The organism is Butyrivibrio sp. ob235, assembly GCF_900109475.1.
Lineage (GTDB): Bacteria > Bacillota > Clostridia > Lachnospirales > Lachnospiraceae > Butyrivibrio.
The window spans coordinates 59,393-73,531 of the sequence record NZ_FOBE01000024.1 but is presented as its reverse complement, the minus strand read 5'-3'; the positions used below and the strand labels follow the sequence as shown (position 1 = coordinate 73,531).

Sequence of the window (14,139 nt, the reverse complement as noted above, 5' to 3'; positions counted from 1 at the left end):
TGATACAACACATATTGTATTAATATTGCTGTATGTATTTTCCAAAAGCTTGCCATCAGCATCATACATAGGCTTATCTCCTGTCATATACAGATAAACCCTTCCGTCGTAAACAAGCGCATACGGATCTGCACCAAATCTCTGCGTCATAACCGGGTTATGCTCAGACAGACCCTTTACCGCTTTAGAAAGTTTTATATTAGCAAAAACTTCCTTCATGTTCATTTCTTCTAAAACCTGCATTACTGCCTCCCAAATCTTGCGAAAACCGCAAATCCCTATATTTATACCAATCTACAATAAATTTTATTGATAACAGGCATTACTTTCCACAAACTAATTGCTGATTTTTTTGCATAAATTGCGTAGTGCATAGCAATCTTTAGAAAACAAAAAGCAAGATTCGCATAGACCTCGGAAATCCAATATAGCTACAATCAAAATAGAGAATAGGTATAAAGTAGGAAACTTTAAATGGAGGATTAAAAGAAATGCTTAGACAGACTAAAGTTGAAAACGGAGCGGTTAAAGGCCTTCCGGGCTCAGATCCCAGAATAACCGTTTACAAGGGAATCCCCTTCGCTGCTCCGCCTGTTGGCGAAAACAGATGGCGTGCACCTCAGCCCTGCAAAGACTGGGAAGGCACACTAAACGCCTATGAATACGGCCCCATTTCCGTGCAGGATACCCCGGGCCTTGGAACCGACATTTACTGCAGAGAGTGGCACGTTGATCCCGAAATTCCTATGGATGAGGACTGCCTGTACTTAAATGTATGGACTCCTGCAAAAAAGACAGACGAAAAGCTCCCCGTACTAGTATGGTACTTCGGCGGCGGTTTTCAGTGGGGCTACACAGCTGAGATGGAATTCGATGGCGAAAAGCTGGCAAGACGCGGAATCGTTGTTGTTAGCGTTAATTATCGCTTAAATCACCTTGGCTTCCTCTCTCACCCGGAGATAACGAAGGAAGCACCGGATGCTCCCGGAAACTTCGGCCTTCTCGACCAGAAAGCAGGTCTCGAGTGGGTTTACAGAAACATTGCCGCATTTGGCGGAAATCCCGATCAGATTACTATCGCAGGTCAGTCTGCAGGTGGCGGCAGCACAATGCACCAACTCGCATGCGATGATAACTTCGACAAAATCAAGGGTGCCGTTGTTATCAGCGGCATGATTCATCATCCAAAAATGACAGATGATATTTTTAAACCCCTTGATTTGCCTAAGGCTGAGAAGCTCGGTGAAGAATTCTTTGAATTTGTCGGAGTAAAAACGCTTGAAGAAGCAAGAAAAATTGATGTCTTTACTCTCAGAGAAAAATATGGTGAGTTTGCGCAGTCTCATCCCCGCATGTTCCCTATTCAGGACGGCATATTCTGCAAGGAGGATCCTGCCGTAAAGTTCCTTGAGGGAAGAAATGCTCCGGTACCGGTTATTTCCGGAAATACCACAGACGAGTTCCAGATCGATGGCGAAAGCAGCGTAGAGCTGTCTGTTAAGACTGTCTTCCTTGATGCAGAGAAAAACGGCAGAAATCAGAATCACTACTATTACAGATTTGATCCCGATATCCCGGGCGATGACACCCCCGGAACCTTCCATTCCGTAGATCTCTGGTTCTTCTTTGAGTCTCTTGGAAAATGCTGGAGACCCTTTGAGGGAAGACATTTTGAACTCGCAAGAAAAATGTGCGATATGTTTGCCAACTTTATTAAAACCGGCGATCCTAACGGAAAAGGATGGGATGGCGAAGATCTTCCCGTATGGGAGCCCTACACCGATAAAAATCGCGCTGAGATGGTATTTGATGGCAGAGGTGCCACTCCTCAAAAGGAAGGCGGCATAAGACTTGGAATAACAGGTAAAAAGCAGGCAGTTAACCCCTATCTTCCCTCCTGGGAATACATTCCGGACGGAGAACCTTATGTATTCGGCGACAGAGTCTATGTATACGGTTCACACGACCTGTATAATGGCGAGACTTTCTGCCTAGGCGACTATGTATGCTGGTCCGCTCCAGTTGCCAATCTCGGAGATTGGCACTACGAAGGAGTTATCTATCCAAAGACCGCTGATCCGCTCAACAAGGACGGCCACATGTGCCTCTATGCCCCTGACGTGACTGTGGGCCCCGATGGCAGATATTACCTATACTATGTACTTGATAAAATATCAATCGTTTCTGTTGCAGTGTGCGATACTCCCGCAGGAAAATATGAATTCCTCGGATATGTTCACTATCCGGACGGAACAAAACTCGGCGACAAAGAAGGCGACGAACCCCAGTTTGATCCCGGAGTACTTACGGAAGGCGATAAGACTTATCTCTTCACCGGCTTCTGCGGACATGGTGATAAATCCAGACACGGTGCTATGCTGACAGTACTTGGTCCGGACATGCTTACAGTAGAAAAAGCTCCCGTAATCGTTGCTCCCGGTAGCTGCTACAGCAAAGGAACTGAATATGAAGGACATGCTTTCTTCGAAGCACCTTCTATAAGGAAAAAAGACGGAAAATATTACTTTATCTATTCCTCAGAAGTAATGCATGAGCTCTGCTACGCTACTTCCGACAGTCCCGAGGGACCGTTTACCTATGGCGGTGTTATTGTAAGTAACTGTGATTTACATATCGATTCTTACAAAAAAGCAGATATGTCCATGGCATCAGGTGCAAATAACCACGGAAGCATGGTTCAAATCGGCGATTCATGGTATATCTTCTATCACAGACATACAAATAACACCTGGTATTCCAGACAGGGATGCGCTGAAAAGCTTGAATTTAAGCCTGATGGAAGCATAATTCAGGCGGAGATAACCTCCTGCGGCCTTAACGGCGGACCTTTATCCGATGTAGGCGAATATCCCGCATATATAGCTTGCAATCTGTTTACGGAAAAGCATGACATCTACGTTGGCGGCGAAGGTCCCAGGGTTGTTCAGGATGGCGGCGACGGAGATCCCGAAATCGGCTATATAAGACAGTTTTGCAATAATTCCACAGCGGGCTTCAAATACTTTGATATGAAGGCTGTAACAGGCCTTAAAATCAAAACAAGAGGCTATTTCAACGGAGTTGTCCAGGTGAAAACAAAATGGGATGGAGAAGTCCTCGGAGAAATCAAGGTTGATTCCCAGAATATCTGGAAAGAAGGAACCTGCAGCTTCGCTCCCATAACCGGAGTTAACGCTCTGTACCTCACCTTTGTAGGAAGCGGCAGTGGTTCTTTGAAGAGTTTTGAGATGTTACATTGATATATTGTTACAAAATACATAAAACAGTGCGCCGCAAGGCGCACATGCAGAAAACCACGGCACATAACATGCCGTGGTTTTCCTTTACTAACGCTTATTTAAAAAGAGTAAGTATAAAGTTTATATCAACCCTTTACACCACCGAGAGTGACGCCACCAACGATGTATCTTGAAAGGAGCAGATATACAATAATTACAGGGAAGATTGAGAATGCAATCATTACATAAACCTGTCCCATATCGAACTTCAGCCAGTCTGCTGCACGAAGCTGTGCAATAAGAATAGGAAGTGTCTTCTTGGTATCTGTATGAAGCACAAGTGCAGGTGTGAAGTAGTTATTCCAGCTACTTACAAAGGTAAAGATCGCCTGAACCGCAATAGCGGGCTTCATAAGAGGTAATACAATACTGTTGAAGGTTCTGAACTCACCTGATCCATCAATTCTTGCAGCCTCAATAAGTGATAGCGGAAGAGTTGAATCCATATACTGCTTCATGTAGAAAAATACGGAAGGAGCAGCAATTGCAGGAATTGTCAGCGGAATAAATGAATCATCAAGTCCCATCTTTCCGATCAACTGTAAGAAACCGAGCGCAGTTACCTGTGCGGGAATCATCATGACCATAAGGATGAAAGTAAACATAAAGTTCTTCAATTTAAAATCATATGCATGAATAGCATAAGCAGTCATTGTTGAAAAATATGTTGATAATACTGCAGTAACAACTGCTATTAAAAGCGAGTTGAAAATACCGTTAAAAATCGGCAATGTACCATTTTTAAGGTTTGTCCAGTTTTCAATAAGATGTGTGCTGGGAATTGCTGTAAAGCCTGCACTAAGTTCCTGATGTGATCTGGTTGAGTTAATGAAAAGCACATAGAACCAGAATAAGCACAGGAAAGATACCAGGATCAGCACAACATATGAAATTACTCTTCTGACCTGAACAGAAGCACCATTCTCTTTCTGTCCCGCCATAAGGCTTCTATTTTCTAAAGCCATACTTGAATCAGCTGCCATATTCTTTTCCTCTCTAAATCAATGATAATAAAGCAAATGCTCTATTTTAGTGTTTCTTCTTTGTCTCACCGGAAGCAGTGAACTTAAATACAATAAGGCTGAGAATTCCGGTAATGATGAACATAAATACTGAAAGTGCACCACCAAGTCCATAGTTCTTACTGAACAGATGCTTATTCAGATACATGATCAGAGTCATTGATGAACGCATCGGATCACCTGTTCCGTTTGTCAAAATCTGAGGAACATCGAACATCTGCAGTCCGCCGATGAGTGATGTGATCATAACGAAAACAAGAATAGGTCTAAGCAGCGGTAATGTTATTTTATAGAAAATCTGAGTAGCTGTAGCTCCGTCAACCTGAGCTGCCTCAAAGAGTGAAGGGTCGATACCCATCATTCCGGCCATCAGAAGAATTGTCGTATTTCCAAACCACATAACGCAGTTCATGAATGCAATAAGTGAGCGAACAGACCATACATGAGACATGAACTGATATGCCTCTTTGATCACTCCAAGCTGTAAAAGAAGTGAGTTGATCGGTCCTGTATTAGCAAATAATGTAAAGAACAGCATTGAAAATGCGGATGCCATGATCAGGTTGGGCATGTAAATAACTGTTTTGAAAAATGCCTGTCCCTTAAGTCTAAGTGACGGATCCGTGAACCATGCACCAAGAAGAAGCGACAAAAGAATCTGAGGCACAAAGCCCATAACCCACATTATCAAAGTGTTTTTAAGATAAGTCGGCAGATCGCCGTTTGTAATAATAGTTACATAATTCTTAAGTCCCACAAAGTTGGGTCCAATCTGTGTAAGACCTGAACGGTAATTCTCAAAGAAAGAATTGTAGACGGTAGTTACAAGCGGTACCATCTGAAAAACAAGATAAACAACAATAAAAGGAATAAGGAAAATGTATCCCCATTTATTGTAGCTTACGACTTTACTCTTTTTATTCATAAGCATTCCCCTTTTCTATCTCTTCCCAAATCATCTATTGGGGCGTTTCGTAAATGTCAGATTAAAGATATTCATTATACAGGGCGCATTGGAAAACTCCATGCGCCCTGCTAATCCCCTCATAATCTAATTCACAGGCTTTTTGCCTTTATTATTTATATCAGTCTGTTGTAACCTCAGGATACTTCTCAACTACAGCCTTCTTGAACATATCAAGTGCCTCGTCAAGAGTTGCATTGCCTTCGAAGTAGTTCTTTGCTGCGTTCTGGAACTCTTCGTTACATCCCTGATCGTATGCAGAAAGGTTTGAAAGATCTACTGTCTCAGCACCTGCTGCAAGCTGTGCATAAGGGTTCTGTCCGCCAAGAAGATCAAGGTTACCTGAATCATCAGATGCAAGCTCGCCAAGAACTGTCTTGCTGTTTACACAGTCAGCATCCTGCTGTGCGATTTCCTTAAGAACGTCCTTATCTGTTGTCATTGTAAGAATGATATCCTTTACAAGACCAGCATTGTCTGTGCCTGTAGCTGCGCAGATCCATGTGCCGCCCCAGAAGTAACCCTGAGGACCTTCACAGTAACCCCAACCACCCTGGTTAGCTACTGTGCCATCCTGATCAGCATCAAGACAGAAATTGAAGAACCAAGCGGGTCCAAAGTAGCAGAAGATCTTTCCATCAGGAGTCTTGCCCTTTGCCCAGTCATCGCCCCAAAGGTCATATGTGTTCTCAGCCTTAGCATCAACAAGTTCCTTAGAGTCGTTTACCCAGTTCATAAGGTTATCATCGATAACAAGTTTGCCATCCTGTACCCACTTACCAGATACGTTGTTAGAATATGTACGATATGTGTCGTTTACAGAGCACATTGTGTAACCAGCTTCCTGAACCTTCTTAGCTGTCTCAACATACTTATCCCAATCAGCTACAGCTGCCTGAACTTCTTCAGGATCGTCAGTTCCAAGAACTTCCTTAGCGATGTCACGGTTGTAGATAAGACCTGCAGAACATGCCTGCCATGAAGATCCCTTAAGCTTACCGTTGCTGTCTGTTACGATTGACTGTGTATATGTGTACTGATCTGCAAGATCTGAATCAGAGATACCAAGATCTGCAAGTGCCATTGTGTAATCTGTATCTACATACTTAAGAGCGTAGTCAGCCTCAACAAGGAAAAGATCGATCTTGTCATCATCAGCTGCATCAGCCTGCTTAAGAAGTGTCTCATCAAGGTTGTTCTGATAAGCGTTGTCATCACTGGGAGTGATGTTCCAAACTACATCTACATCACCGATCTTACCGTGTGTAGCGTCAACCTCTTCATATCCCTTATAGTGATCTGTAAGTCTTGACTTGAACTCTTCGTTCCAAGCATAGATGTTGAGTACCTTACCCTCATCTGCTGCAACTTCTTCAGTTGTCTCTTCAGCTGCTTCCTCAGTAGCCTCTTCAGCTGTCTCCTCAGCTGCAGGCTCCTCAGCAGTCTCCTCAGCAGCGGGCTCTTCAGCTGTCTCTTCAGCTGCAGGCTCCTCAGCTGCGGGCTCACTTGTAGCAGGTGCTGAACTGTTGCCACCGCAACCAGCGATCATTCCTGCAACCATTGTTGTAGAAAGCAATACACCAAGTAACTTTCTTTTCATGAAATTTTACCTCCCTTTTCATAAAAGTAATGAAATGAATATTATTTATTTAAAACAGCTTTTGCCGTTTTAAATCTTTATTAAATGAGACGCTTTACAGTCTCTCCTTCGTTCAGGTGCCCCGGAACAATTACCTGTTCACTGAGTGTGGTTCTTGGATTCTCGATGGAATCAATGAGCTTTTCGGCTGCTTTTCTTCCTAATAAATCCGTATCCTGAACAATTGTTGTGAGCTGCGGATTGTACTTCATCGCAATATCGATTCCGTCATATCCTGCTATTGAAATATCATCCGGTATTTTTAAACCCTTGAGTTTTATTGCATTTATGCCTCCAAAGGATGAAAAATCATCCGGATACAATATGCATGTCGGTCTGTCCGGCAATTCCAAAAGCTTCTCCGTCGCTCTCTGCGCGCCTACGGTATCACGATACTCCACTTCCAGGATGTACTCATCCGGAATCTCCAGCCCCAGATCCATCGCCGTTTTATAGAAGCTTTTAAGTCGGCTCTGTGTAACCGCTGAATCTGTACCATGTATGTAAGCTATTTTCCTGTGACCCATCTCATATATATATGTGAGAAGGTCCTTCATGCCCATAACGTTATCGGATACAATGGCTGATCTGTCGTTGAAAACATGGTCAATCGTAACAACCGGTATGTTTCCTCTTACAAGCTCTTCAACCTCCGGATTGTAGAAATCCACACAGGCTATAGCCACTCCGTCAAAATTTCTGTATCTTGCATGTGCCAGATAGGACATATATCCCTGTGAGCTTCTGTTATTACTGATAAAAGTAAGGTCATATCCCCTTTCTTCTATCTTTTTCTTAAAGCTCTCAATAACTCTGGCAAAATAGTTATGAGTTAATCCGCTCTGGGAATCATCCATAAACAAAAGTCCTATATTATAGGTTCTGTTTGTTTTTAGTGCTTTTGCAGCAAAATTAGGAAAATACCCCATCGACTCGGCAGTCCTGCGAACGTAATCCTTTGTCTCCTGTCCGATGTCTGCCTGATCGTTTAACGCTTTTGAAACTGTTGCGACAGATACCTTGCACGCAGCTGCTATATCTTTTAATGAAACTCTCTTACGTGCTGCCATCTATCCCCCTTAAAATTTCTAAATCGTTTTCGTAAATTGAATATACAACACATTTTCCATTAAATCAATATCAAATTTATATTTTGTTGTGCACATTGTATCTTTTTGTAACAATTTTACAAAAATAAATATTAAGAATTTATTAATATTTCTAAAAATGATCATAAAATCGCTAAAAAAGACCATTTTTAACGAAAACCTTTGCGAAAACGCGCATTTTGCGCATTTCCTTTTTTTCTTGAAATCTATGAGAAATCCCTATATAATCAACAATAGCAAATAACGCTTAATCGTTTAAGATTTTTTAGGAGGATTTTCGATGAAATACGGATTTTTCGATGACAAAAACCGCGAATACGTAATCACTACACCCAAAACTCCTTTGCCCTGGATCAACTACCTTGGCAATAAGGATTTCTTTACTCTTATATCTAACACCTGCGGTGGTTATACTTTTTATAAGGACGCTAAGCTCCTTCGTCTTACAAGATATCGTTACAATAACGTTCCCTATGATAATAACGGTAAATATTTCTATATTAAGGATGGCGATACTGTTTGGAATCCCGGCTGGCAGCCTGTAAAGACTGAGCTTGATTCTTACGAGTGCCGTCACGGTATCGGTTACAGTAAGTTCACATCTGAGAAGAACAGTGTTAAGGCTTCTGTCCTTACATTTGTTCCTATGAGTGATACCTGTGAGGTTTCTCACGTTGAGCTTACAAACAACAGCTCTTCCGAGAAGAAGATTCAGCTTTTCTCATATGTTGAGTGGTGCCTCTGGAACGCTGATGATGATATGAAGAACTTCCAGCGTAACTTAAGTACCGGCGAAGTAGAGATTGTTGATTCCACAATTTTCCATAAAACAGAATATCGTGAGAGACGCAATCACTATGCAGTATATTCCGTAAATACTAAGGTTGATGCCATCGATACCAGTCGTGATGCATTCCTTGGCGCTTACAACGGCCCCGATCATCCGGACGCTGTTTTCGCAGGAAAGCTCACAAACTCCGTTGCAAGCGGATGGTCTCCGATCGCAGCACACCAGATTGACATCACTCTCGCTCCCGGCGAGACCAAGACCTTCAACTTCATCCTTGGATATGTTGAGAATCCTGAGGAGGAGAAATGGGAGTCTCACGGAATCATTAATAAGAAGCGTGCAAATGATCTCCTTGCAAAATATCAGTCAGATGCTGATGTAGAGAAGGCTCTTGCTGAGCTTAATACATATTGGGACAACCTTCTTTCCATCTACCACATCAAATCCGGTAATGAAAAGGTTGACCGCATGGTTAATATCTGGAACCAGTATCAGTGCATGGTTACATTCAATATGTCACGTTCTGCTTCCTATTACGAGTCCGGAATCGGCCGTGGAATGGGCTTCAGAGATTCTTGTCAGGATCTTCTTGGTTTCGTACACCTCATTCCCGACAGAGCAAGAGAGCGTATCATTGATATCGCTTCTACTCAGTTCCAGGATGGTAGTGCATACCACCAGTACCAGCCCCTTACAAAGAAGGGTAACTCCGATATCGGATCAGGCTTCAATGATGATCCGCTGTGGCTGATTGCAGGTACCAGCGCATATATTAGAGAAACAGGTGATATGTCAATCCTTGATGAGACAGTACCTTTTGATAATGATATGAGCGTTGCAACACCTCTTATGAACCACTTAAAGAGAAGCTTCGACTACATCGTTAACCACAAGGGTCCTCACGATTTGCCTCTTATCGGACGTGCAGACTGGAATGACTGCCTGAACCTTAACTGCTTCTCAGCACATCCCGGTGAATCCTTCCAGACTTTTGGTCCCAGCGAAGGCCCCGTTGCCGAGTCAGTTTTCATTGCAGGTATGTTTGTAAAATACGGTGAAGAGTACGCTCAGTTATGCGAGCTTAAGGGTGACAACGCTGAGGCAGAGAGAGCTCGTGCTGAAGTTAAGAAGATGTACGATGCTGTTTGCACAGCAGGTTGGGACGGCGAATGGTTCGTTCGTGCATATGATGCTCACTCCAACAAGGTTGGTTCACACGAGTGCAAGGAAGGTCAGATCTACATCGAGCCACAGGGCTTCTGCGTACTTGCAGGTATCGGTGTTAAGGAAGGCCTCGCAGAGAAGGCACTTAAGAGCGTTGAAGAGCGTCTTGATACCAAGTATGGTGTAATGATCCTTCAGCCTGCTTATACAGAGTATCACCTTGAACTTGGTGAAGTTAGCTCATATCCTCCGGGATACAAAGAGAACGCAGGTATCTTCTGCCACAACAATCCTTGGGTTTCAATCGCTGAAACCGTTCTTGGCCATGGTGACAGAGCATTCGAGATTTATAAGAAGACCTGCCCTGCTTACGTAGAGGAAATCAGTGATGTTCACTGCACAGAGCCCTATGTATACTCCCAGATGGTAGCCGGTAAGGATGCTAAGTTCTTCGGCCAGGGTAAGAACAGCTGGCTTACAGGTACAGCAGCATGGACCTTTGTTAATATTTCACAGTATATCCTCGGAATTTATCCCACACATAAGGGATTATCCGTTGATCCTTGTGTTCCGGCTGATTTTGGTGATTTTGAGCTCACAAGAAAATACAGAGGAACAACTTATAACATCTCCGTTAAGACCAACGGTGCCCAGAAGGGTATTAAGAAGCTTATCGTAAACGGAACTGAGATTGAAGGAACAGTAATTCCTCATGATCCTTCCGTTAAGGAATACAATGTAGAAGCCATCATGGGCTAAACTACCATCGCTAATCCTTCCTTTTTTCTATCCTCTAAAAATCCCCGCAGATGCAACTAATCTGCGGGGATTTGTGTTTCAATTTAACTTTATAATAAACGCCTTTATTGTCTCCAACATGCTTCTAAGCTGATATTTTATAAGGAAAACAGCGTCATTATACTCAAGATTGTCATATTTCAGTTTTTCCAATATCGGATACAGATATTCCTGTGTTTCTTCCACATAATCGATCATTTTTTCGGTGGAAAAAGCCATCGCCATAACACTAACATTATTACACCTGTCTAGCCCCTTAACTATCGATGCCATAGCGTTTGTCGCTATTCCATCATAGTATTTCTTCTTTTCATCAGCAGTCCCGCTGTAATCGACCGGTTTGGTCAATAGCTTGACTGCTTCCTTTACAGTGTCTGAAAAAGGGAGTTCCTCCGGTGCCACCCCACAATCCTCGCAGACATCATGTAAAAGAATCGTCGCAAGGAGCCGATCATCCTTTATTCCCATCGCGTGCGCATGACAGGCCATCATTAGAGGATGGATTATGTACGGAATATGCTCCTGCGTATAGGGACTTTTCTTTCGTGTCTGCCCGGCATGTTTATCTCTGGCATAATAGAGAGCCTGATAGGTCTCTGAGAGATTTTCCTCGATAGCGTAACCGAGCATGCGCGTAAACATATGGTCCTCGGAGAATATTTTTTCCTTGAGAATCCATGCGGGTTTTTCAATATCCATATCATCCTCCTTAAAATACATCATGCATTTTTGACGATATTTTTAACCCAAACACCTTTTTTCACAAGTATAAATCCTATTGTACTCTTAATCAGTTCCAATGCGCAAACACAGAAGTAAACAGTGGTCACAGCCATCACGGTATATCCTGCAAGAACTCTGGCAACCGGAACACTTACCGCCCATGTAAAGCAGCTGTCGAACAAAAATGTAATAAGAGTTTTTCCTCCTGATCTTAATGTAAAGTATGACACATTTGCAAAAGCATTTACAGGCATTACACACGCAACAATCCTAATAAATTCCGTTGCAAGATTCCTGATCTCGGGCTCAGTGTTGTAAATTTGAGGAATGACGGGTGATACTAAAAACAATAAACTGCCCATAATTATGCAGCTTGTTATGCTAAGAGCCGCCATTCTCCATGCGTAAATCCTCGCCTTCACATAATGCTCCGCTCCAAGCTCCTGTCCTACCACAATGGATGTTGAATTACCAAGAGATAAAAATACCTCATTAAATATCTGTGCTATTGTATTGGCAATATTCATCGCGGCAATTACCTCTATTCCTCTCATGGAATAACTCTGCAGTAAAACCGCCTGTCCAAGACTCCACAGGCATTCATTTACCAAAAGCGGAAAGCTCTTTGACAATATCGGCCATATCATGTGCACAGGTACATGAAAATTCTTATATAAGCCCTTCAAAAACTCGTACTCTGCCTTCTTAAGATGACCTCTGAATACTACTATACTTGATTCAACAAGCCTTGAAATAACAGTTGCTATTGCCGCTCCGGAAACCCCGAGCTTTGGAAAGCCGAAATGACCGAATATCAGTATGTAGTTAAATATGAAATTAATAATCATAGCAGTCATGCTGGCAACCATCGGAAGTGTGGTCTTCCCCGATTCACGTATGGTTCCTGCATAGACCTGCGTAATACCAAACGGAACAAGACTTACAAGCAAAATATTAAGATAATTTCTTGCAAGCTTCATTGTTTCCGCAGCCTCTTCGGCAGATGTCTCTTTTGCTATATATAACTCAATGAGGCTTGTTCCGGCAATTTTGAACAAAATAATCGCAGAAACAGAAATCACCAGCGCTACTATCATTTTAAAACGCATGGTGATTCTTACTCCTTCATAATCTCTCTTTCCAAAAAACTGTGTTCCGAAAATACCTGCTCCCGCAAGAGCACCCCAGACACACAACATGAATACAAACATCAGCTGATTAACAATTGCAACCGCTGACATCGCAAGTGTTCCAACCTGCCCAACCATAATGTTATCTAAAAGTCCCACAACGTTGGACAAGGTGTTTTGTATAATCATCGGCAAGACAACCATCGATACTTTTTTGTAAAAATGTGCCTCGCCAATCAGACATTCTTTCAGCGGAAGCTTTACCTTTATGGCATCCGCCGCAGTCACCTCTGTATTTTTCATATTTTAATTTGTAGCTCCGTCAATCTGATCCATAACACCATCGGAATACTTTTCAAGAATTCCGGTCAATTCAGAATAATCTTCAGCTGTAAGCTTGTCCTGTGCATAGTCCATAAGACCATCTACATCCTTATTTGAAATATAGGATTCCACATCTCCCATCGATTCAAGAGAGATATTCTCGGAAATAATCTCAGAAACCTTATCCTTATCCTCTTCGGTAATTGATTCCAACTTTTCCTTAACTTCCGAATCGGACTTTTCTGCGTATTCCTCGATAGCCTTGTTTACAACAGTCTTTGCAACCCCTTTTACTACTTCCTTTTTGGCACTTTCTATAGCACCTGTTATCCCTTTTTCCTCAGGCTTTTTCGCACCTTCCGCATTCGTCTCTTCGGAAGTTTCCGCGGTCTCCTCGGTATTTGTATTAAAAATTGAATCTTTACTGTAAAGATATATTCCTCCGATAGCCAATACAATTGCCAATGTAACTACAAAAGATTTAAATATTTTCATAAATTATTCCTCGTAAAAATTGAAAAACCCGGAGTGCCAATGACACCCCGGGTCTAAGCTCATGATCTGAATTATTTCTTGTTAACGAGATCCTTAAGGGCCTTACCAGCCTTGAACTTAGGAGCGATTGAAGCAGGAATCTTAATGGAAGCACCTGTCTGAGGGTTCTTACCTGTTCTAGCTGCTCTCTTTGTGGTCTCAAATGTACCAAAACCAACGAGCTGAACCTTATCCTTCTTCTTAAGTGTCTTAGAAACAACATCAATGAAAGCCTTAACAGCCTTCTCAGAATCCTTCTTGGAAAGACCTGTTTCCTTAGCAATAGCTTCTACAAGTTCTGTCTTATTCATTTTTTATCCCCCTTTGTAGGTTGTATTTTGAAACTAAAGAAATTCTACCACTACCTATCATCTAAATCAACGCTTTTATACGCTTTTTCGCTATTTTTCAAAATAAAAACCGCATTTTTTGTGCCTCTGGTTCCATTTTAGTGATATGATTAGTATATAAACACTCTATATCAGGAGGCGATATGGGCGCAGAAAATAAGGAAAAAGAAGAATTAGCGGATATACCAACACATCCTGAGGAAGCTGAAAAAGCCAAAAAGCTTAAAGCTGCACCGGATGAAATCCTGGCAAAAGCCATACATGAAATGCTCATGAAAGATATTCCGCAATAA

The 14,139-nt window shown here is 42.3% G+C and carries 11 protein-coding genes and 1 pseudogene; 3 read left to right on the top strand and 9 right to left on the bottom strand.

From position 1 onward, the window contains the following. Window positions 1-243: pseudogene (locus BMW61_RS15310) on the bottom strand (glycoside hydrolase family 43 protein); the annotation flags it as partial. 248 nt (window positions 244-491) lie between these two features. Between BMW61_RS15310 and BMW61_RS22850 the strand changes: the two are divergent. Then, window positions 492-3,260, top strand: a complete 2,769-nt coding sequence (locus tag BMW61_RS22850) for a carboxylesterase family protein (protein WP_330388536.1) — start codon at window positions 492-494, stop codon at window positions 3,258-3,260. Between the two features lie 125 nt (window positions 3,261-3,385). Here the strand turns inward: BMW61_RS22850 and BMW61_RS15300 are convergent, their stop codons facing one another. The 4 genes from BMW61_RS15300 to BMW61_RS15285 form a co-directional block, all read right to left on the bottom strand. Beyond that, window positions 3,386-4,240: a carbohydrate ABC transporter permease gene (locus BMW61_RS15300; RefSeq protein WP_026498149.1), complete on the bottom strand. Its 855-nt coding sequence runs from the start codon at window positions 4,238-4,240 to the stop codon at window positions 3,386-3,388. 88 nt (window positions 4,241-4,328) lie between these two features. After that, window positions 4,329-5,246 carry a carbohydrate ABC transporter permease gene (locus tag BMW61_RS15295; protein ID WP_022761221.1) on the bottom strand — a complete coding sequence of 306 codons (918 nt, stop codon included), beginning with the start codon at window positions 5,244-5,246 and terminating at the stop codon, window positions 4,329-4,331. A 160-nt stretch (window positions 5,247-5,406) separates the two neighbouring features. Further along, window positions 5,407-6,885, bottom strand: coding sequence for a type 2 periplasmic-binding domain-containing protein (locus BMW61_RS15290; RefSeq protein ID WP_091823660.1), 1,479 nt, complete (start codon window positions 6,883-6,885; stop codon window positions 5,407-5,409). A gap of 80 nt (window positions 6,886-6,965) precedes the next feature. Next, entirely contained in the window at window positions 6,966-7,994 is a 1,029-nt protein-coding gene (locus BMW61_RS15285) for a LacI family DNA-binding transcriptional regulator (RefSeq protein ID WP_022761219.1), read from the bottom strand. A 319-nt stretch (window positions 7,995-8,313) separates the two neighbouring features. On the opposite strand from BMW61_RS15285, the gene BMW61_RS15280 reads away from it, so the two are divergent. After that, the gene (locus tag BMW61_RS15280) at window positions 8,314-10,746 is read left to right on the top strand and encodes a glycoside hydrolase family 94 protein (RefSeq protein ID WP_022761218.1); all 2,433 of its coding nucleotides are present in this window, start codon (window positions 8,314-8,316) and stop codon (window positions 10,744-10,746) included. Window positions 10,747-10,824: 78 nt separating this feature from the next. Here the strand turns inward: BMW61_RS15280 and BMW61_RS15275 are convergent, their stop codons facing one another. The 4 genes from BMW61_RS15275 to BMW61_RS15260 all read right to left on the bottom strand — a co-directional run bounded on the left by BMW61_RS15275 (window position 10,825) and on the right by BMW61_RS15260 (window position 13,807). After that, window positions 10,825-11,484, bottom strand: coding sequence for a bifunctional (p)ppGpp synthetase/guanosine-3',5'-bis(diphosphate) 3'-pyrophosphohydrolase (locus tag BMW61_RS15275; RefSeq protein WP_022761217.1), 660 nt, complete (start codon window positions 11,482-11,484; stop codon window positions 10,825-10,827). Window positions 11,485-11,504: 20 nt separating this feature from the next. Then, entirely contained in the window at window positions 11,505-12,941 is a 1,437-nt protein-coding gene (locus tag BMW61_RS15270) for an MATE family efflux transporter (RefSeq protein ID WP_091823657.1), read from the bottom strand. Between the two features lie 3 nt (window positions 12,942-12,944). Beyond that, window positions 12,945-13,457 carry a hypothetical protein gene (locus BMW61_RS15265; protein WP_091823655.1) on the bottom strand — a complete coding sequence of 171 codons (513 nt, stop codon included), beginning with the start codon at window positions 13,455-13,457 and terminating at the stop codon, window positions 12,945-12,947. A 71-nt stretch (window positions 13,458-13,528) separates the two neighbouring features. Further along, window positions 13,529-13,807, bottom strand: coding sequence for an HU family DNA-binding protein (locus BMW61_RS15260; protein WP_022761214.1), 279 nt, complete (start codon window positions 13,805-13,807; stop codon window positions 13,529-13,531). A 182-nt stretch (window positions 13,808-13,989) separates the two neighbouring features. Here BMW61_RS15260 and BMW61_RS22030 point away from each other — a divergent pair, with 182 nt between their 5' ends. After that, the gene (locus BMW61_RS22030) at window positions 13,990-14,139 is read left to right on the top strand and encodes a hypothetical protein (protein WP_022761213.1); all 150 of its coding nucleotides are present in this window, start codon (window positions 13,990-13,992) and stop codon (window positions 14,137-14,139) included.